16 protein-coding genes and 1 pseudogene are annotated in these 19,700 nt (G+C 39.7%); 8 read left to right on the forward strand and 9 right to left on the reverse strand.

Features of this window, described 5'->3' with window-relative positions; genetic code table 11:
- The first annotated feature begins 131 nt into the window (after positions 1–131).
- Entirely contained in the window at positions 132–674 is a 543-nt protein-coding gene (locus GKR48_RS14770; RefSeq protein WP_154628623.1) for a hypothetical protein, read from the forward strand.
- Positions 675–736: 62 nt separating this feature from the next.
- On the opposite strand, the gene asmA is transcribed toward GKR48_RS14770, so the two are convergent.
- The 6 genes from asmA to apbC form a co-directional block, all read right to left on the reverse strand.
- Positions 737–2,599 carry an outer membrane assembly protein AsmA gene (gene asmA / locus GKR48_RS14775; protein ID WP_154628624.1) on the reverse strand — a complete coding sequence of 621 codons (1,863 nt, stop codon included), beginning with the start codon at positions 2,597–2,599 and terminating at the stop codon, positions 737–739.
- A gap of 112 nt (positions 2,600–2,711) precedes the next feature.
- Entirely contained in the window at positions 2,712–3,293 is a 582-nt protein-coding gene (dcd, locus tag GKR48_RS14780; protein ID WP_036949679.1) for a dCTP deaminase, read from the reverse strand.
- A 66-nt stretch (positions 3,294–3,359) separates the two neighbouring features.
- Complete coding sequence (gene udk / locus GKR48_RS14785; protein WP_154604353.1) at positions 3,360–4,004, reverse strand: uridine kinase; 645 nt, start codon at positions 4,002–4,004, stop codon at positions 3,360–3,362.
- Between the two features lie 171 nt (positions 4,005–4,175).
- Positions 4,176–5,132 (reverse strand): zinc metalloprotease HtpX, encoded by a 957-nt coding sequence (htpX, locus tag GKR48_RS14790; RefSeq protein ID WP_154628625.1) that lies wholly within the window; start codon positions 5,130–5,132, stop codon positions 4,176–4,178.
- A 29-nt stretch (positions 5,133–5,161) separates the two neighbouring features.
- Entirely contained in the window at positions 5,162–5,722 is a 561-nt protein-coding gene (locus GKR48_RS14795) for a LemA family protein (RefSeq protein WP_006660137.1), read from the reverse strand.
- A gap of 218 nt (positions 5,723–5,940) precedes the next feature.
- Positions 5,941–7,053, reverse strand: coding sequence for an iron-sulfur cluster carrier protein ApbC (gene apbC / locus GKR48_RS14800; protein ID WP_006662269.1), 1,113 nt, complete (start codon positions 7,051–7,053; stop codon positions 5,941–5,943).
- Between the two features lie 238 nt (positions 7,054–7,291).
- On the opposite strand from apbC, the gene metG reads away from it, so the two are divergent.
- The 4 genes from metG to cdd all read left to right on the forward strand — a co-directional run bounded on the left by metG (position 7,292) and on the right by cdd (position 11,726).
- A complete protein-coding gene (gene metG, locus GKR48_RS14805) occupies positions 7,292–9,319 on the forward strand; it encodes a methionine--tRNA ligase (RefSeq protein ID WP_154628626.1) in 2,028 nt (675 codons plus the stop codon).
- A 168-nt stretch (positions 9,320–9,487) separates the two neighbouring features.
- A complete protein-coding gene (locus tag GKR48_RS14810; RefSeq protein ID WP_154628627.1) occupies positions 9,488–9,955 on the forward strand; it encodes a CidA/LrgA family protein in 468 nt (155 codons plus the stop codon).
- Complete coding sequence (locus tag GKR48_RS14815) at positions 9,955–10,650, forward strand: CidB/LrgB family autolysis modulator (protein WP_154628628.1); 696 nt, start codon at positions 9,955–9,957, stop codon at positions 10,648–10,650. The genes GKR48_RS14810 and GKR48_RS14815 overlap by 1 nt, the downstream gene beginning before the upstream one ends.
- Before the next feature lie 179 nt (positions 10,651–10,829).
- Positions 10,830–11,726 carry a cytidine deaminase gene (gene cdd, locus GKR48_RS14820; RefSeq protein WP_154628629.1) on the forward strand — a complete coding sequence of 299 codons (897 nt, stop codon included), beginning with the start codon at positions 10,830–10,832 and terminating at the stop codon, positions 11,724–11,726.
- Between the two features lie 131 nt (positions 11,727–11,857).
- On the opposite strand, the gene GKR48_RS14825 is transcribed toward cdd, so the two are convergent.
- Genes GKR48_RS14825 through GKR48_RS14835 form a run of 3 tightly spaced genes read right to left on the reverse strand, consistent with a single transcriptional unit; the run spans position 11,858 to position 15,317 of the window.
- Positions 11,858–13,987 (reverse strand): hypothetical protein, encoded by a 2,130-nt coding sequence (locus GKR48_RS14825; RefSeq protein ID WP_154628630.1) that lies wholly within the window; start codon positions 13,985–13,987, stop codon positions 11,858–11,860.
- 13 nt (positions 13,988–14,000) lie between these two features.
- Positions 14,001–14,693 (reverse strand): hypothetical protein, encoded by a 693-nt coding sequence (locus GKR48_RS14830; RefSeq protein WP_154628631.1) that lies wholly within the window; start codon positions 14,691–14,693, stop codon positions 14,001–14,003.
- A 27-nt stretch (positions 14,694–14,720) separates the two neighbouring features.
- Entirely contained in the window at positions 14,721–15,317 is a 597-nt protein-coding gene (locus tag GKR48_RS14835) for a hypothetical protein (RefSeq protein ID WP_154628632.1), read from the reverse strand.
- A gap of 429 nt (positions 15,318–15,746) precedes the next feature.
- Between GKR48_RS14835 and GKR48_RS14840 the strand changes: the two genes are divergently transcribed.
- From GKR48_RS14840 to GKR48_RS17965, 3 genes and pseudogenes are all read left to right on the forward strand, one after another.
- Complete coding sequence (locus GKR48_RS14840; protein WP_154628633.1) at positions 15,747–17,444, forward strand: NAD-dependent malic enzyme; 1,698 nt, start codon at positions 15,747–15,749, stop codon at positions 17,442–17,444.
- Positions 17,445–17,612: 168 nt separating this feature from the next.
- A pseudogene (locus GKR48_RS17960) lies at positions 17,613–18,503 on the forward strand (rhomboid family intramembrane serine protease); the annotation flags it as partial.
- Positions 18,504–18,797: 294 nt separating this feature from the next.
- On the forward strand, positions 18,798–19,646 hold the full coding sequence (locus tag GKR48_RS17965) for a YncE family protein (RefSeq protein WP_230088701.1): 849 nt from the start codon (positions 18,798–18,800) through the stop codon (positions 19,644–19,646).
- The last annotated feature ends 54 nt before the right edge of the window (positions 19,647–19,700 follow it).

Genomic DNA, 19,700 nt, shown 5'->3' on the forward strand with positions numbered 1-19,700 from the left:
TATTTTTTTGCCCGTAATAAGGGAAAATGCATCCTTACTCAAATGTAACCGCGTTTTTTTAAAGAAAAAATCATTCGCTCATTGAATAATTCAAATAGTTTAATAATTAACTTTTAATGAGACTCTACCTAATGACTACAATTAATAATACTCCATCAGTTCAACTGCGCCGTGCAAGCATAACGAATTTAGCTGGAAATACAGTGACATTTACGCAGTCAGCAACGAATGTGAAAAATGATTCAACCCAGCACCCTCAAGAGAATAAAAGTAAAAAAACTGTTCATTTAAAAGAAATTAAAAATCTTAAAAAGAATATTTCAACGAAATTAACACAAATTAAATCTAGTATTGACCTCATGATGGATAGCCGTACACCATCATGGGAAAAAGACCCTACAAGCATCAAAGAGCAGCTAACAGAACTTGCAAGTTCAATCCAAAAATATCAAGACAGATTAGATAGCTCTTCATATAAGCATCATCATTCAAAACAAGAGACACTCACAAAACTGAATAATGCAATTTCAGTAAGTAAAAATAAAATTAATACTATTGAAAATAAAATATTGCGCAAGAATGTATCTAATAATGAATGCAGTAAAAATACTAAAATAGATAGCAATACCGCGGCAATAAGAGCGAAAGATTACGAGGAGTATGGACATAAATAATCTTATTATTATGTCTATAAATATAGAACTGCTCATTTTCGGGCGGCTCTATATCATCTAAATTACAACGCATTTAATAAATCATTTAGCCCTTTATTTTCTTCTTTTTTCAAAAAATTACCAATGGCTTCTTTAGCTTGAGTTCGTAGTTCATTACGCAGTAATTTTTCCACATCCAATTGGTACTGTAAGTTATTCCAACCACCGTAAATACGCAGTGGGATATTCATGCTACGCAGCTGTTGCACTAAGCGCGAGTCCCCTGCCCAACCACCGAGAATATTCACACTTAAATTGACATCAATGGTTTCTTTTGGAATATTCACGCGACCCTGCCCTGTAATATTCAACAGTGAAGACGTTGCTTTAAGAGAAGAAATATTCATATTGCCTTTATTGAGATATCCCGACACGGTGAATAAATCCACTTCTGTGAAGCTGTTGGTATCTGTTGGCATATTGATTTTATTAGTGAAACGGGATACCGATTGTTGAATCAACTGCGGAATGTTTAAATCTGCCAATTTAGCGCTGCGTAGCTCAAAATTAACCGGTCCTTGCCACTGATTTTTAACCGCATAATCATCGTAGCCAATACCGGATAATGCGGCATTTAATGAGATAATCCCGCTCAGTTTTTCAGGCATACTAAATGCCTTTAATACCGGAGTAAGATTAATATTATTAAATACAGGTTTTGCCGAAACCTGCGCAGGAATAGCGCTGTAGTTAATGGTTACGGGCAGTGAGAATTGCCCACCGAACGCATTGCCCTCTAACTGAGAAATGGTTAAACGTGGTGTTTGGTTATCACCGCTGATTTTCACCTCAGTCATCGACATTCCACGATAAATTAATGTGTCCATCGAGACATTAAATTGCGCGGTAAACCCTTTTAGCCCCGTTAAATCATACTTCTGCATGTTGGAACCAGAAATCACTGGTTTAACGCCTACACGCTCATTATTACTGGCGGTATTTTCAGAGGCGGCACTGGCTGTATTTGATTTACCCGCAGCCGGTGCCTGCCCAATTAATGTATCGAGATTCAAAGAAGGCGAGGATAAATTAACAGTCACATCAGGAATATCGGTTAAATTGACACTGATTGTCCCTGCTAATTGACTATCATTTGCCTGAATGGCGAGATTTTCAAGACGAATCTCTCCTGAGTTAGCTTTTGTATACAGGAAATCTGAGGTGATTTTTCCACTAATACCATTTTCTGGTAAATCAACACCACTGAGTTGGTAATCAAATTGCGTGATTTTTCCACTTACCTGCTGAGATAATTTAGATAAATCGATATCTGATTTAATATCAAAATTAAATTCTTGTTGGTTTTTATTTAAATTACCGCTGAATTTCATCGCAACTTGTTTATCATCACTTTTTTTCAGTGACAGATTAATATTGCGTAGGTTGTATTCATCTTTCGGGGTTTGCCAAATGACTAAGCTATTGGTGATATCAATTTTACTAATATCGAGTAACCATTGGCTTTTATCTGTTGTATCAGTAGGTACTTGGCTACCACCAGGGGCAACGGGGGTGTTAACCGTCGCAATGGGTTCACTTTCAGGTGTTTTGCGAATTACTGCACCATCAATGACAATTTGTTCGACAGACAGTCGATGGGAAATTAACGGCCATAAATCCACATCTAAGCGCATATTTTCAGCACTTAAAATAGACTGGCTGGCGTTAGGTGCTGTGACTGAGACGGGACCTGTAATGATGCTCAATGTTGGCCATACATGCCAACGCATATCACCTTTGAAATCAAGTTGGTAACCACTTTTTTTCTCAACTTGTTGAACGAGGTAGCCTCTAAAATCATTCGGGTTCACTAACATCACTAAAGCTGTTAGCCCCGCAACTACCACCACAAGTAAAATAATCAGCGTCGTTAAAAACCGTTTCATGCATCCCTCTCTTTTACTTTATTTGTCACATCTTTCGCTTGTCATTCCTTGACGTTAGCGATTGCTGACCTCTTCAAACTCCATAGAAGAGGCCGCTCGCTATCTTGCCGTATTAATCTTGACTAATACGGCTACCAACAGCACCTTGTTGGTTTTTATATTTTGCATCTTGTCGGCTGTTATAAGGTCTGTCTGCACTGCCTGATAGCGGTTCAAAGCTCAGTGCACCAATCACCATGCCCGGACGTAATGCTAAAGGTAACTTACCTGAGTTATAAAACTCTAACACAATTTGACCACGCCAGCCTGGATCAATCCGGTGAGCTGTGACGTGAACCATTAATCCAAGTCTTGCTAGTGAAGAGCGACCATCTAACCAACCGACTAAATTATCGGGTAGCGTGACGGATTCTAGCGTAACTGCCAGCGCCAATTCACCAGGGTGAAGGAAGAAAGGCTCGTCATCTTTAAGAACAATTTCATCGCTCATCACACGGTCTAATGCCGCATTGACTTCATCTTTTGGTCCACTGAGATCAATAAATGCCGCAGTATGTCCACGAAAAACACGAAATTGGTTCCCAAGACGAACATCCGCAGTCGCTCCGTTGATCCGTTCAATCGGTGGACGCGGGCTAATAACAAGTCGACCTTCATCCATCCACTGAATTATATCGCGGTCACAAAGACGCATGATCACTTTCCCCCTTCATTATTTTATATATTCATGGCAGCTTATCGCTGGCGATATTTGATGCTATCAGTCCTGACAGAACTCACCAATTTTCGCTTTCAAAATATCAATCGCCACACGGTTTTTACCGCCACGAGGTACGATAATATCGGCATATTGCTTCGATGGTTCAATAAATTGTAAGAACATTGGACGAACCGTTTTATTGTACTGCTCAATAACCGAGTCTAATGTTCTTCCTCTTTCATTAACATCACGTTTGATACGGCGCATTAAGCAGATATCCAGCGGTGTATCAACAAAAATAGAGAAATCCATCTCTTCGCGTAAACGCTTATCTGTTAATAATAGGATACCTTCAATAATAATGACCTTTTTTGGTTTAAAACTGACGGTTTGCTGTTTGCGAGTATGAGCGACATAGTCATACTGAGGAATTTCGACGGCTTGACCACTTTTCAGTGCTTTAAGATGTTCATAAAGTAAACTGTGATCCATTGAATTTGGATGGTCGTAATTCACTTTGAGTCGTTCTTCCATCGGAATATCTGTTTGATCTTTATAGTAACAGTCTTCTGGAATAACACCGATATTATGATCACCAACCTTTTCTCTTAACTCCCGATATAAGGTGCTTGCGATTAGGCTTTTGCCAGATGCAGAAGCGCCCGATATACCTACAATGGTACAGTGATGCGATGTGTCAGTCATAAAATGGTAACCTGGTTAAAAATTTTAGAAATGAAGTGCATAACATCATAGTGTTATGGTTGGCGGGAATTATAGGGTGTAATGGTGCGCTGTACCAGTCTATCTCGTCAAAGACTGATAAAAAAACGCACCCAATTTTTTATTCTTCAAAGCGCAAGCTTCGCGCTAAGTTTAAAACTGTTTACGCCCTTCTAAAGCCGCAATTCGGTTCTCTATGGAAGGATGCGTTGAAAATACAGAATCACCCTTGTTAAAAATATATGCCGCCTGTCTGTATGCCTGTCCAGTGCTTTCATCATCATAATCATGCTTTTGATGATCCCCTGAAATTTTCTTCAAGGCACTTATCATTGCTTGGTTATCAGAAGTTAAATCCACCGCTGCCGCATCCGCCATATATTCACGGGTACGCGATAAATAAAAATAGAGTACTTTGGTAATGATTGGCAACACGATATTCATCAATAATAAAATGGTTTGTGCTTTATTCGCTGAATTATTGCGGCTGCGTCCTGCTGAGCGAATAAACACTTGAGCAAAAACGTTCGTTACCGTCAAAATAACATTCGCTAAAATACCCACATACAGCGTTAATTTTGAATCACCATGGATAATATGCCCCACTTCATGGGCCATTACGGCTTGAACTTCTTGGCGATTTAACGTTTGTAATAAACCACGCGTGATGCCGACCAAAGCATTACGAGAATTCCAGCCAGCCGCAAATGCATTGGGTTCATCTGTGTCCAAAATATACAGGCGTGGAATATAACCTAGTGTCGCACTTAAACTCAGTTCTTCTAAAATATTAAATAGCTGTCTTTCTTCCGGGGTTGAAGCCCCTTCTTGGGTGATTTCCTTCGCATTCATTCCTGCAAGCATCAATTTATGCCCAAAGAAATGAATATAAAGTAAACCTAGAAATGTCAGACCAAGAATAATAAAGGTTGCCACTGGCAGTTGTTGTAATGTCGCAAATGCTATCAGGTTCGAGGTAAAATCCATTCTCTCATCTGGATGGGTTGCGGTATCCGCGAGCAAATCAATCATTAGCATCAACACAATATAACTCAACACAACTAACCGAGTACGGATATTGTTTTTACGTATAACGTTTCTAAAATCCATAATAAAACCCTGCCAATGGCAACATCCATTTAATCGAAATTAATACGACGAGACTCTTCAGTTTTGATGTCTGCTTCGTCTAAACGCCAATATTCTTTATTAATTTTCAAGCTAGGAATAATGCCAACAATTAATGCAGCAGGCATAGAAGCGATATACGCATTATAAGTTTCTAATGAACGGTTATAACCACGTTTAGCAAAAGAGAGTTTATTTTCAGAAGAGACGATCTCTTCTTGTAAATTTGCCATGATCGCATCAGATTTTAGCTCTGGATACGCTTCAACTGCCACATTGATGGCTCCGCTACTCACCATTTTGGACAGCGCATCTTCCGCTTCACGAGCTTTATCCCCCGTCGCATTTTGTGCTTGGCTTCTGAGCTCTGTAATTTTAGTGAAGACTTCTGTTTCATGGCTTAAATATTTTTTGACCGTCGCCAGTAAGCTATCAAAAACTTTACCGCGGCGATCTAATTGAACAGAGATCTCAGTTTCACTAGAAACGACTGCTTCACGTAATGCAACGATGCGGTTATAAAAATAAATAACAATCAGCACCAATACGACAATAAAAATTAAAAATTTCATAATCACCTTTTAGGCATTCGCCAACGGAATAAAGACTGAATTTTCTATATCGTTAATTTTCAGGCTAGGAAATTCACTTATGCGTCATTCTACGCAGCCTACAACAATAAAGGAACAGTTTGAGAATAAATCAGAACAATCAAAGAATCGGATTTTATGGCAATAAAAAAGGCTACTTAGTCATTACTGACCAAATAGCCTTTATCGATGCCATTTAATTACACGGCGCGGAAAGAGATTTCCGTCGGGATCTTATCCCCTTCCCAATACATCAATGCAGAGATGTTAGACGCAATTTCACGATAGATATCAGCGAACTCGCCTTCAGGGTCGCGCATTACGGTTGGCTGACCACGGTCTAAGTCTTCACGTAATGAAATATGCAGCGGAACCTGACCTAGCAGTTTAGTGTTGTATTTCTCAGCCAATTTTTCTGCACCACCGGTACCGAAAATAGGCTCTACATGACCACAGTTACTACAAATATGTGCGCTCATATTTTCAACAACACCCAGCACTGGCACGTTCACTTTTTTGAACATGACAATCCCTTTCATCGCATCTACTAAGGCAATATCTTGCGGCGTGGTCACAACCACTGCGCCTGTCACTGGAATATTTTGTGACAGAGTCAGTTGGATATCACCGGTTCCCGGTGGCATATCGATAACGAGATAATCCAGATCTGGCCATAGCGTATCTTGCAGCATCTGCATCAAAGCTTTACTCGCCATTGGGCCACGCCATACCATCGCGTTATCGTCAGTGACTAAGTAACCAATGGAGTTAGTGGCTAAGCCATACGCCATAATCGGTGCCATGTGCTGACCATCTGGAGACGTTGGGCGCTCCAGTGTCGTTCCCAGCATATTCGGAATTGAAGGCCCGTAAATATCCGCATCGAGGATACCAACTTTTGCGCCTTCTTGCGCTAACGCTAACGCTAAGTTCACGGAAGTACTGGATTTACCCACACCACCTTTACCTGAACTCACCGCAAGAATATTACGTACACCATTGATGCCTGGTAAATCATTAGCACGCTTCAGAGTGGTAATATCGTGGCGTAATTTCCATTCTACGGCGTGAGCACCCGTCAATTGCTTTAACTCAGCGGTTTTTTCGCTGATCAGCGTTTGGAATGGGCCTTTCCAGACAAATGGCATAACTAATTCGACATGCAACACATTGTCCAACAGCGCACAACGATGCAATGCTTTGATTGAAATCAGATTGCGCTTGAGAGTTGGGTGTGTAAATGAAGCCAAAACAGTGGAGACTTGTTCAGTCAGCAGTTCTGGTTTGTTCTGCTCGGGGGATTTATCGTTCATCCCGGCTCCTTTATTTTCTTTTTTGTAACTACACATTTTTGACTACGTTGCATGATAGCAGAGAACGAAAAAAATAGTGACCGCCTAGCGAATGAAAAACCACAAACAGTAAAAATTTGTTTCCACCTAGCGTTTTTTCCTAATAATTGCCGATTAATATTTTATTGCCCTAGCGACATTTTTATTGATCGGTTAACATCAAAGACCCTTTATTAATAATGGAAGTAAGAAAGTTACTATGTCTCAAGTCGCGAATAAATTACTGGTAACCTGTGCGTTACCATATGCTAACGGTTCAATCCATCTCGGTCATATTCTGGAGCACATTCAGGCTGATATTTGGGTCCGTTATCAGCGAATGCGCGGCAAAGAGGTTCATTTCATCTGTGCTGATGACGCGCACGGAACACCGATCATGCTAAAAGCTCAGCAATTATGCATTACGCCTGAAGAAATGATCGCAGCAATGAACCAAGAGCATCAGGACGATTTTGCAGGCTTCCAGATTAGCTACGATAACTACCACTCAACCCATAGCGAAGAAAACAAACAGTTATCCGAACTGATTTACGGCAAATTAAAAAGCAATGGTTTTATTAAAAACAAAACCATTTCACAGCTTTACGACCCAGAAAAAGGCATGTTCCTGCCAGACCGTTTCGTTAAAGGTACTTGCCCGAAATGTAAAGCGGAAGACCAATACGGCGATAACTGTGAAGTTTGTAGCGCAACCTATAGCCCAACTGACCTGATTAACCCACGCTCAGTGGTTTCAGGTGCAACGCCAGTTATCCGTGAAACTGAACACTTTTTCTTTGATTTACCTGCATTTAGCGACATGCTGCAAGCATGGACTCGCTCTGGCGCACTGCAAGAGCAAGTGGCTAACAAAATGCAAGAATGGTTTGAATCTGGCTTACAGCAGTGGGATATCACTCGTGATTCCCCGTATTTCGGCTTTGAAATTCCAGATGCGCCGGGTAAATATTTCTACGTTTGGCTGGATGCGCCAATCGGCTATATGGGCTCGTTTAAAAACCTGTGTGACAAACGCAGCGATTTAAACTTTGATGACTTCTGGAATAAAGATTCTAAAGCGGATCTTTACCACTTTATCGGCAAAGATATCGTCTATTTCCACAGCCTATTCTGGCCAGCCATGTTAGAAGGCAGCAACTACCGTAAACCAACCAACCTGTTTGTTCACGGGTATGTCACCGTTAATGGTGCAAAAATGTCTAAGTCTCGCGGCACATTTATTACCGCTCGCTCTTACTTAGACCATTTCGATGCTGACTGCCTACGTTATTACTATGCAGCGAAACTCTCTTCACGCATCGACGATATCGACTTGAATTTAGAAGATTTCGTACAGCGTGTGAACAGCGATATCGTAAACAAAGTGGTGAACTTAGCTTCACGTAACGCAGGCTTTATTGCTAAACGTTTTGCTGGAAAATTATCCGCAAACTTAGCCGAGCCAGCGCTATACCAACAATTTGTTGATGCGGCAAAAGTGATCGGTGACGACTTTACTAACCGTGAATACGGCAAAGCTGTGCGTGAAATTATGGCATTAGCGGATATTGCAAACCGCTATGTAGATGAGAAAGCGCCTTGGGTCGTTGCGAAACAAGAAGGTAAAGACCAAGAACTGCAAGATATCTGCTCGATGGGTATCAACCTGTTCCGCGTATTAATGACTTACTTGAAACCAATTCTGCCAAGCTTAACTAAGCGCGTGGAAGAGTTCCTGAAAGTTGAATTAACGTGGGATTCCATCAACTCGCCATTACTAAATCACGACGTAGCGCCATTTAAAGCGTTATTTAACCGTATTGAATTAGCAAAAGCGGAAGCGATGGTAGAAGCGTCCAAGCAAAGTGCTCAGCCAGTTAAGCAACTGACAGGCCCTCTGGCAGATGACCCAATTCAAGAAACCATCACTTTTGATGATTTCGCTAAAATTGACCTGCGCATTGCGCTGATCAAACAAGCAGAATTTGTTGAAGGTTCAGATAAGCTGCTGAAATTACAGTTAGATATCGGTGGTGAAACTCGCCAAGTATTCTCTGGGATCCGCAGTGCCTACCCAGATCCAAAAGTCTTGGAAGGTCGTTTAACCGTGATGGTGGCAAACCTTGCCCCACGTAAAATGCGCTTTGGTATCTCCGAAGGTATGGTGATGGCAGCAGGCCCTGGTGGTAAAGATATTTACCTACTGAGCCCAGATAATGGCGCACAACCGGGAATGCAGGTCAAATAAGTCATGGATTGTCGTTCGAGAAATTGAACAACAAACTTAGACCATATCAATATAAAACGGAGCCACTTCAGTGAGCTCCGTTTTTTTATGGGTTTTTATTTGTGATCTCTGGCACAATTTTCAAGTTAATTGTATGATGAATGCCTGTCGAGTAATAGGACAAGTCCCATGTCATTAAAACAAGTATTGAACACCGGATGGCAATATTTGCGAGCCTTCGCAATACTTTACCTCTGCCTAATCATCGGAAATGTGATTTCCAAACTGCTTCCTTTTTCCATTCCCGGCAGTATTGTCGGTATGTTACTGCTGTTTGTCTTGCTAGCATTGCAAATAGTCCCTGCTCATTGGGCGAAACCTGGATGTAGCATCCTGCTGAAAAACATGACGATTTTATTCGTTCCCATCGGTGTGGGAATTATGAATTATTATGATTTACTCAGCCAACAGATGATCCCGATTGTCGTCTCCTGCATCGCCAGTACATTAATCGTCATGATTGTTGTCGCAGTCAGCTCAAACTATATCCATAAAGAACGCCCTATTGTGGGTGTGAAGCCTGATGAAGTTCCTCTTCCTCCTGAAGAACCCATATCTTCAAGCATCAATAATGATAAAACCAAGGGGAAAGAGTGATGTTAGAACATATTTGGTGGTCACTGCCATTAACTATCGTTGTTTTCTATTTGACAAGAGCGCTGTCGATCAAGTGCAAATTGCCCATTCTGAACCCATTATTGTTAACTATCGCGATTATTATTCCACTACTGATCCTGACGAATACCTCTTATGAGCACTATTTTGCGGGCAGTAAAATACTCAATGATTTATTGCAGCCGGCCGTCGTCGCCCTCGCCTTTCCGCTCTACGAGCAAATGCACCAGATTAGAGCGCAATGGAAATCCCTATTTAGTATCTGTTTTGCTGGCAGTATTGTGGCGATGTTTACGGGCGCCGCTATTGCACTGTGGCTTGGTGCAACACCGGATATTGCAGGGTCAATATTACCTAAATCAGTGACAACTCCGATAGCCATGGCAGTTGCCGATTCAGTCGGAGGCATCCCAGCAATCAGCGCCGCTTGCGTCCTTTTTGTCGGGATTTTAGGGGCGATGTTCGGTCATAGCCTATTTGATGTATTACGTATTCGTACCCACGCATCACGTGGTTTAGCTATGGGTACAGCCTCCCATGCGCTAGGAACCGCGCGCTGTGCAGAAATTAACTACATTGAAGGGGCATACAGTTCATTAGCGTTAATGACCTGCGGGGTAATCACCTCGTTGATTGCACCTTTTATCTTCCCTGTCATTCTTCACTTATTTAGCTAAACTGAATCAATAAGAGAGGTCATGTACCTCTCTTATGCAAATTTCAGTGCAAAAACTTGAGATACATCTCTCATTTAATGAATTTGTTTCATTGATTGCATTCATGGAGTGATCGCGATCACATCCAAGCCCCCTATTAATTGAATAGAATGAAAACAATTAAATAGGGAGGGTTACTTATGCATTCAAGATTCAAGGCCGCTTGGGCCGAACTTCCAGAAAAGTTACAGTCTGTCCTAAAACCGATTATGGACAAACCTGATTTCTCAGCCATGTTAACCGCTGAGCAAGTAAAACAAATTAAAGCTGAGAGTGGATGCACGGACAGTGAACTCGCTTTTTCATTATTACCTTTCGCAGCGGCTTACGCTGTTACGCCAATTTCTCGCTTTAATGTAGGCGCAATCGCTTGCGGTATCAGCGGTAATCTCTATTTCGGCGCAAATATGGAATTTAACCATGTTTCTATTGGTCAAACTATCCATGCAGAACAATGTGCTATTACCCACGCATGGTTAAAAGGTGAAAAACAATTAACCTCAATTACCGTTAACTACACGCCTTGCGGTCACTGCCGACAATTTATGAATGAACTGCGTGAAGGCGGTAAGATTATGGTGCATTTACCAAAACGCCAAGCAGCCACACTTCATGATTATTTGCCTGATTCATTCGGTCCATCGGATCTGAATATCACCACATTGCTACTCGATAATGTGAACCATGGTTATCAAAATCAAAGCCGCGATAGATTGTTATCTGCTGCGGTTGAAGCGGCAAACCAATCTCACGCACCATACAGTGAATCTCACTCTGGTATAGCCGTGCAGTTAAAAGATGGCTCCCTGTTTACAGGGCGCTACGCCGAAAATGCTGCGTTTAACCCGAGCTTACCACCATTACAAGCGGCACTAATTATGGTGAATTTAGCGGGTAAAGATATTCATGCTATCGAACAAGCGGTGTTAGTGGAAAAACAAGATGCAACGGTCCAGCAGTGGTGTACAACAGAAAATACCTTGCACGCGTTAGGTTGCCAGAAAGTGGAACGCATTTATTTGGATGAGTCCATTTAAACGTCATTTTATTGAATCATATTTAATTTAAACCAGATTAAATATTTCGAGATTACAACGGCGGTTATTGTGAGTTTATCAACTTCAATAACCGCCGTTTTTTATTGAAACGTTATTGAGTGTTAATAAAGTTAAAATGAGAATCTGGATGATGAGCTGCTATAGCCACCACTGTAGTTAAATTCAGGCATACTTGGTGCTTGTGGGATTCTAAAATCTCTATCAAAAGAACTTGATGAGTGATTTATAGAGGACATGTGGTCACTAAGGTGCCCAATCATATTTTCAAAGTGATGATTATGTTGAATTCTATCTTCAGGAAAATCTTTAAATCCATCTGTTCCAGGCAAGACAACACTTGGTCGTTCTAGATAATGATTTGTTGAAGCTTCCATATTCTCAGGTTTTATTATATTAAGCAGATTTGTTGTCAGTGGTGCTAATTCTCTATCAGGTTCAACTTTTGGATAGATATTTTCTACTATAGATTTATCTACCATATTATGAGGGTGATTAATTGATGAGGGGGATAGCACTTCCTTATTTATAGGCTGTGTTCTAGTTGTAGGTGTTGAGTTCGTGGTTCCGTAAATCTCTAAATCACTTACAGGAATGACTTCTCTTAGTTCTTTTATTTTAATTCTCATATACTCTGTAAATGTTGCACTTCTTTCTTTAATGTATTCACCGAAGACAAAACCCGTTTCTACCATATTATCTACTGTCGATACAGTATTAGCCCATTCTAAAAACATATTAAACTTTTCTTTAGATGGATTATTTTTAATGCTTATTATCATTTTATCCACTAAGTAAAGACCATACTCAACCTCACTTTGATTGTTCCCTGAATTTAATAACATTTCGGAGTATATTTCATCATGTTCCTCTGGAGGAATAATTTTAAATGGAATCGATAATGTCCAGTAATCTTCAGATAAGCCTAATTCATTGAGTGAGTCTTTATGTATTTTTTTTATTTCGTCAACAGTCAGTCTTTCACGTAAAACTTCAGTTCCATTACTCTTAAACTTACTTAGCTCTACCTTACAAGTATTAATTGCTATTGTAAGTTGTATCTTTTTCAACATATTAGAATTTAATGTAATATTATCGTTTCTAGCTTTTTCAATTAAGTAGTTTATTGCCATTTTTCCTGCATATGAATCACCTTTTACAAGCCCTTTAGGAATTATACCGTACCGTTCATTATTTGCTTCAAGATAGTCATATAAAATTTCAGGGTCTTCTTCTCGCTCTACTTTATCACAAACATCCTGCATATCTTTTAGATGTAACTCTAAGTCATTTTTTTCAATATCATCAAATGATACAGAACGTTTTTTTCTACGATTATGCCTATTTATATTTACTTCATTCATTAAAAATTTTAATTTTTCCTCTTTAGTTTCCCAAAATAATATATTTTCATTTATCCCATTCTCCATTGATAAGAGAGCATCCTCAATCAGGATCTCATCAGCATCGACTTCATCAAATACCCAAGGAACGACATCACCTAATACCCTTTCATTTGTTTTTATACTGCCCATGACATCTTTCATTAATATGGATAATTCTGATTCAGAATTTCTTATCTTATCAAGCTCATCGAATTGTGAATCACTCAATGTTCTATACATTGAAATATAGAACTTACTAGTCAGCCATGACTTTAGCATCTCTTTGTTAGTACCATCACTTACCATATATTTTTTAATCATCATCTCAAACGTTTTATAATGATGACTAACTTGTTCTTTGAACTCAGTGCTAGAGTTTAACCTATGAGTCCAAAATCCTTTTTTTTCATTTGGTGAAAGCGATTCAAATACCGCATACAAATACCAATCTTCAATATTAAATCGACTTCCTGAGCAAGCTTTAATATTAATTGAAATTAATTCATCATGACTAATATCAAGTATTTCAACAAGTTCTCCGCCTGATTTAATGAGTTTACCCTCAAGTAAATTTAAATATTCACTTGCTAGTTTAAAATCTATTTCTTTAAAATCCTTATTTCTGGCGTCTTCATCATGCCATGATGAGTCTTCACTAGGAAAATATAAAGAATCAATCCCCCAAAAAACCGATTCACTTCCATCCACTCCAGCAAATAAAGAATATCTATCACCTTTGTTCGCTAGATACTGATACATCTCCTTTGGGCTTTTATCTTCTCTTAATAGTTTTTTAATCGTAATAAGATCATTTTTTGTAAACACTCTACTAGCACTGTATCTTGTATTATTTGACATTTAAAATCCTTTTCTATTTAAGATGAATTATTACAAATCCTTTTGACTTCAATAAAATTTTCCTCCACTGATGGATTAGATCCCATTTAATATCTATTTGGAAAGAGACATTAATTTCAGGAATTTGTCCATTTATATCACATCGATAATAACCTCCTTTTAAAGTTAACCAGCGACACGTAATAATACTTATTACTTCATTTTTATTTTCATACCAATATACTCGTGTTCTATTCTGATAATTTTTACCATTATAATTTATTGCATTTTCTTTAACATATTCAATAAAGTATAAATCAAGTTCATCATCGTAATAAATGCCACTTCTTTTACCAAGAAAATCGTCATTAATTGAATTATCTCTAAACTTATTCATTGATACTGTATCATTCGTCATTGGTTTTACCGATATTCTTATCTCCTTTTCATTTGACTCTGGCTTCATTCTATCGACAGGGTGCATTTCCGGCCATGTCATTCTTAAAGGTAATACGGTAAAATTAGCATCACACCCTTTTTTATTTTTGACTAATCTACGGTCAAAATAACTATACCCCTCATATTCAGCGATAAAATCAACATAATTTCTAGTTACTTCAACAATATTCCCATTAAACCGACCACAAACAAAACCAGAACGATTATCTGCCATAGATAGAGTTGAAATTAACAAGATAAATATAGAAAAAATAAATTTTATTTTCATATTTAAATCCCAATTTAGACTGGATATTTATTTTTTACGATAAAAACCTTCATCTACTTTTCTTAGCGTTTTTTCTATTTCAATAACTAAAGGAATTTTTCTCATTCTATTTAGCCATCGTTGGCTTTTTTCACGATTTTCCGCATTTTCACTTTGTGCTTCTGATTTCATTTTTAACCATAAGTTAATAAACACTTTTGCATCTTGCTTTTCTTGGTTACCAGACATTAAATCTAAAACTTCATCCCAAAGTTTATTTCTATCAGCCTCATTTAAAACATCATAGATATCAGCAAAAAACCAAGCATCATATGGTATTCCTGATGCCTTATGCCCATTCTCATGAATAACAACAGCTTCGTAGAATCTAATATCTACCTTTCTAGGGTTATTATTTCCGTTTAACTCAAACCAACTCTTCAAGAAATTTGCATATGCTAAAGACAATTCGCGCTTATATTTCTCTCGTTTTTCTTGTGATAATGAATGGTTATATTCCTCCATACTCACTCTCATATATTCATGAACAATTAATTTAAATATGCTTTGATTATTATCTTTAGGCTCTATACATTGAACTTGCAAGGAGAAAATTAAAAATACAAATGCAAGATATTTTTTCATAAACACCACTAATAATTAATTATTTAAATAAGAAGCAAAACCTAAATTAATTAAAAACATGCGGCAATATATGATATATAAAAATATATTTAGCAGGATAAGCATCTAGCGGTCAACCACACCATTAGCATTAATCCCCCACCTAACAGTTAAATAAATTTAACCTATAACAAAATGATATACTGCATTGAAAAGATTGATATCGTGCTAAAAGCATCGGCGAACTTAAATAAGCGTGATCCACTCGTTGTAATAGTAAAACAAATCCCGTCTAAAATTCCCTTCTGTAGATAATTTCCTTATCATATAAACCATAATATTCAGTAAAAAATTTAACTGTTTTGTAGCATTATTTACTGTACATATTTTTTGTTTAGCTTAGGATCTAACCTGACTGTTGCTTACTAATCGTCCGAAGAGTGATATTTCATGGAACATGAACACGAAACAAAACGTCCCCTATACATTCCTTACGCTGGTCCAATCTTACTCGAATTTCCTTTACTGAATAAAGGAAGCGCCTTTACAGAAGAAGAACGCGCTAATTTTAACTTGTATGGTTTACTGCCTGAACAAGTTGAAACTATTGAAGAACAAGTTGAACGTGCTTATCGCCAATTAATTGATTTTAAAACAGATATTGATAAGCATATCTACCTGCGTAATATTCAAGACACCAACGAAACCCTATTTTATCGCCTGATTGATGCACACTTAACCGAAGTGATGCCGCTCATTTACACCCCGACTGTGGGTGAAGCTTGCGAACATTTCTCTGATATCTATCGCCGTGCGCGTGGTTTATTTATCTCTTATCCAAACCGCGAATACATCGATGACATGCTGCAAAACGCAACCAAACAAAACGTAAAAGTTATCGTTGTGACAGATGGCGAGCGTATTCTTGGTTTAGGTGACCAAGGTATCGGTGGTATGGGTATTCCAATCGGTAAATTATCCCTGTATACCGCCTGTGGTGGGATTAGCCCTGCGTATACCTTACCAGTCGTTATTGATGTGGGTACCAACAACCCACAACGCCTGAATGACCCACTGTACATGGGATGGCGTCATCCGCGTATTACTGGAGAAGAATACGATGAATTCCTTGAAGAATTTATCCAAGCCGTAAAACGCCGCTGGCCAAATGTGCTGCTGCAATTCGAAGACTTTGCACAGAAGAATGCGATGCCATTATTAAATCGCTATCGCGATGAGCTGTGCTGCTTCAACGATGATATTCAAGGTACCGCTTCCGTGACTCTGGGTAGCTTAATTGCCGCTAGCCATGCAGCGGGCAGCAAACTGAGTGACCAACGTGTCACATTCTTAGGCGCAGGTTCCGCGGGCTGTGGTATCGCAGAGCAAATTATTGCTCAAATGAAATCAGAAGGTTTAAGCGATGAAGAAGCGCGTGCACGCATCTACATGGTTGACCGTTTCGGATTACTGACAGACAAACTACCAAACTTGCTGGATTTCCAAAGCAAATTGACGCAAAACAGCGCTAACTTGCAAGATTGGGATGTCAATAGTGACTCTATTTCGCTGTTAGATGTCGTGCGCAATGCGAAGCCAACAGTACTGATTGGTGTTTCTGGTCAAGCGGGTCTATTCACCGAAGAGATCATCAAAGAGATGCACAAGCACTGCCCTCGCCCAATCGTGATGCCATTATCTAACCCAACATCTCGTGTTGAAGCGCGCCCAGAAGATATTATCAACTGGACTGAAGGCCAGGCATTAGTGGCAACAGGTAGCCCATTCCCACCAGTGGCTTATAAAGACAAAGTCTTTGCTATCGCACAATGCAACAACTCCTATATCTTCCCTGGTATTGGTTTAGGCGTGATTGCATCCGGTGCGAAACGTGTGACTGATGGCATGTTGATGGCGGCAAGCCGTGCATTAGCAAGCTGCTCACCACTGGCACAAAAAGGTGAAGGTCCTCTATTACCACTGTTATCTGAGATCCAAGATGTCTCCCGTGTGATAGCAAAACAAGTGGCTAAAGAAGCGCAAGTTCAAGGCGTGGCGACCATGACATCTGATAGCGCTCTAGATGAAGCGATTGAGCACAATTTCTGGAAACCAGAATATCGTGTCTATAAACGTACCTCATTCTAATTAATTGTTTTTACTAAATTAAAGAGCACTTCGGTGCTCTTTTTTTGTTTTCTCTGTTTTCTGTATTTCAACATTGTCTGAAAGTATCCCGTTTCTATAACTTGCGATTGAGATAGCCGCCAGAGTTATTTAAGATGCAAACATAACCTGTTTATATAGGACTCGCTCATGTCAGAGCCAACCATACCTGAATCAACGCCGCCTGAATCTGCACCGAAAAAAAACACGCGAAGATTTTCCCTATGGGCGATAGCACTCACACTGTTTATTACGATTCTTAATATTGGTGTCTATTTTTATCAGCTTAACTTTGCTGCACCACTTGAATCTCAGGAATACAATTTGTTGCTCTTCGGAGCAAGCGTTTATCAACTCTCTCTCACCGGTGATTGGTGGCGTTATCCTATTAGCATTGTGCTGCATTCTGGATGGGTACATTTAGGGCTAAATACCCTTGCCTTACTGGTTATTGGTATTGAATGTGAACGCGCTTTTGGTAAATTCCGTTACCTTGCCATCTACCTATTTGCAGGGATTGTCGGGTCGTTTGTCAGTGCAGCTTGGCAATATCAAGAAGCCTTAAACAGTGCAATGCGTCGCTTTGATATGATGTCATGGAGCAGCCTGCTGCAAAATGATAATACCGTCTATATCACCGTCAGTTTAGGCGCTTCTGGGGCTATTATGGGTCTCGCCGCTGCATCGGTGATTGATCTCTTAAAACAGCTTAACAATCCTGACCTCACTAAAGATGCTCGCGATACCCTTAAGCGCCCGCTCTATAATATTATTGCCATGATTGCATTAACCTTAATTAACGGGATGCAATCGGGGGTCGATAATGCAGCCCATATTGGTGGCGCGCTTGCAGGTGCCGTAATCGGCTTTGCTTTCGTTCTCATTCCTGCCAAAAAATACGTATTAGATTTACTCGTCGTGTTAATCATGGGGGGTATTTTAGCGCTCGTTATCCACCAGCAATCATTTTCGACCGATGAAGATCTTGTTGCTGAGCGTGAATTTATCTACCAAGAACTGGATAAAGAACTTAACTCAGCCAAAGCAGAGCAAGCTAAGCGAGTGATGGAAAAAGCTGCCGAAAAGGAGCTTGCATCACTTCCCGCAGCGCAATCTGAAGAGCAAGTTTCCGGCATTCAAGTTCAAGCCCCTCAATTAATTGAACCAAGCTTTATTCTCAGTGATGATGCCCACCAGCGAGTCTTTATCACGGATGAAGAAGCCAACCTGGTTAGTGCTTACTCTTCTGCTAATGGTGATTGGAAACTCCTATTTACTATCCAGCTTCCATTACCTAAAAATGAAACGGGTTGCAGCTCTAATCGCTGCCGTGGAATGGGTGCCTATGGGGCTTCGCTCAGCACCGATGGAAAGAAACTGTATGTTGCTTCACTTCAACCAAATAGCGTCAGTGTGATTGATATCGACACGCAAAAAGTGGAAGCTAATATTGAAACCAACTTTTTCCCACGCCAAATTTATGTGATGAAAAATAGCCCTCGCGCATTTGTCACAAGCGGCGTAGAAAACAGTATCGCAGTGATTAACCTTGCCAATAATACTGTCGAGAAAAAACTCTCCTTCCCAGATAGCCAAGAGTATCAAGGCGCTTTCGGCATTCAAATGCCCGCCGCGCTTTCCCCCGATGAAAAACATTTAGCGCTGTATGATAATGTGACCCAAGCTGCCTATCTGTTAGATACTCAAACACTTACGTTTAGTGCAAAACCGTGGTTTACGGTAGAGAATTATTATGACTCTGTTAGAGAGTTTTATTTCACACCGGATAGCCAATCCATCTGGATGGTGACAGATACTCGCTTTGTTTTCGCTCATGTCACAGCACCAACCTCACCTATCACGGAATATCATTGGTGTGGAAATAATAGCGATATACAGTATGGTCGATATGGTATCAATACGGCATTAACCCAAGCTTACTATTTGCCGCAATATCCTAGTGAGGCCCAAGTTCCGCTGGTCACCACCAGCCTCAAGACATTGAATATCCATAATGTTCTGCCGATCCCAACAAACGGTGACTATATTCAAGGGATCGCTGAAACGGAGAACGCTTGGGTGGTGACTTATCCAAAATCATTTTATGTGGTTGATAAACAAAAATCCGTCGATAGAAATACTATCAGCCCATTACTCTGTTTTGGTGGAACACCAAACGAATAAACCAATATACGGCATCTTATTGTTTTTCAATTCGATACCATTACCTTATACGAT

Origin of the sequence: Providencia sp. wls1943, from assembly GCF_009706275.1 — a bacterium.
In the GTDB taxonomy this organism is placed as follows: Bacteria; Pseudomonadota; Gammaproteobacteria; order Enterobacterales; family Enterobacteriaceae; genus Providencia; species Providencia zhijiangensis.

Coding starts and splice junctions, on each gene's coding strand:
- GKR48_RS14770 (WP_154628623.1), top strand. CDS start 132: ATGACTACAATTAATAATACTCCATCAGTTCAACTGCGCCGTGCAAGC.
- asmA (WP_154628624.1), bottom strand. CDS start 2,599: ATGAAACGGTTTTTAACGACGCTGATTATTTTACTTGTGGTGGTAGTT.
- dcd (WP_036949679.1), bottom strand. CDS start 3,293: ATGCGTCTTTGTGACCGCGATATAATTCAGTGGATGGATGAAGGTCGA.
- udk (WP_154604353.1), bottom strand. CDS start 4,004: ATGACTGACACATCGCATCACTGTACCATTGTAGGTATATCGGGCGCT.
- htpX (WP_154628625.1), bottom strand. CDS start 5,132: ATGGATTTTAGAAACGTTATACGTAAAAACAATATCCGTACTCGGTTA.
- GKR48_RS14795 (WP_006660137.1), bottom strand. CDS start 5,722: ATGAAATTTTTAATTTTTATTGTCGTATTGGTGCTGATTGTTATTTAT.
- apbC (WP_006662269.1), bottom strand. CDS start 7,053: ATGAACGATAAATCCCCCGAGCAGAACAAACCAGAACTGCTGACTGAA.
- metG (WP_154628626.1), top strand. CDS start 7,292: ATGTCTCAAGTCGCGAATAAATTACTGGTAACCTGTGCGTTACCATAT.
- GKR48_RS14810 (WP_154628627.1), top strand. CDS start 9,488: ATGTCATTAAAACAAGTATTGAACACCGGATGGCAATATTTGCGAGCC.
- GKR48_RS14815 (WP_154628628.1), top strand. CDS start 9,955: ATGTTAGAACATATTTGGTGGTCACTGCCATTAACTATCGTTGTTTTC.
- cdd (WP_154628629.1), top strand. CDS start 10,830: ATGCATTCAAGATTCAAGGCCGCTTGGGCCGAACTTCCAGAAAAGTTA.
- GKR48_RS14825 (WP_154628630.1), bottom strand. CDS start 13,987: ATGTCAAATAATACAAGATACAGTGCTAGTAGAGTGTTTACAAAAAAT.
- GKR48_RS14830 (WP_154628631.1), bottom strand. CDS start 14,693: ATGAAAATAAAATTTATTTTTTCTATATTTATCTTGTTAATTTCAACT.
- GKR48_RS14835 (WP_154628632.1), bottom strand. CDS start 15,317: ATGAAAAAATATCTTGCATTTGTATTTTTAATTTTCTCCTTGCAAGTT.
- GKR48_RS14840 (WP_154628633.1), top strand. CDS start 15,747: ATGGAACATGAACACGAAACAAAACGTCCCCTATACATTCCTTACGCT.
- GKR48_RS17965 (WP_230088701.1), top strand. CDS start 18,798: ATGGGTGCCTATGGGGCTTCGCTCAGCACCGATGGAAAGAAACTGTAT.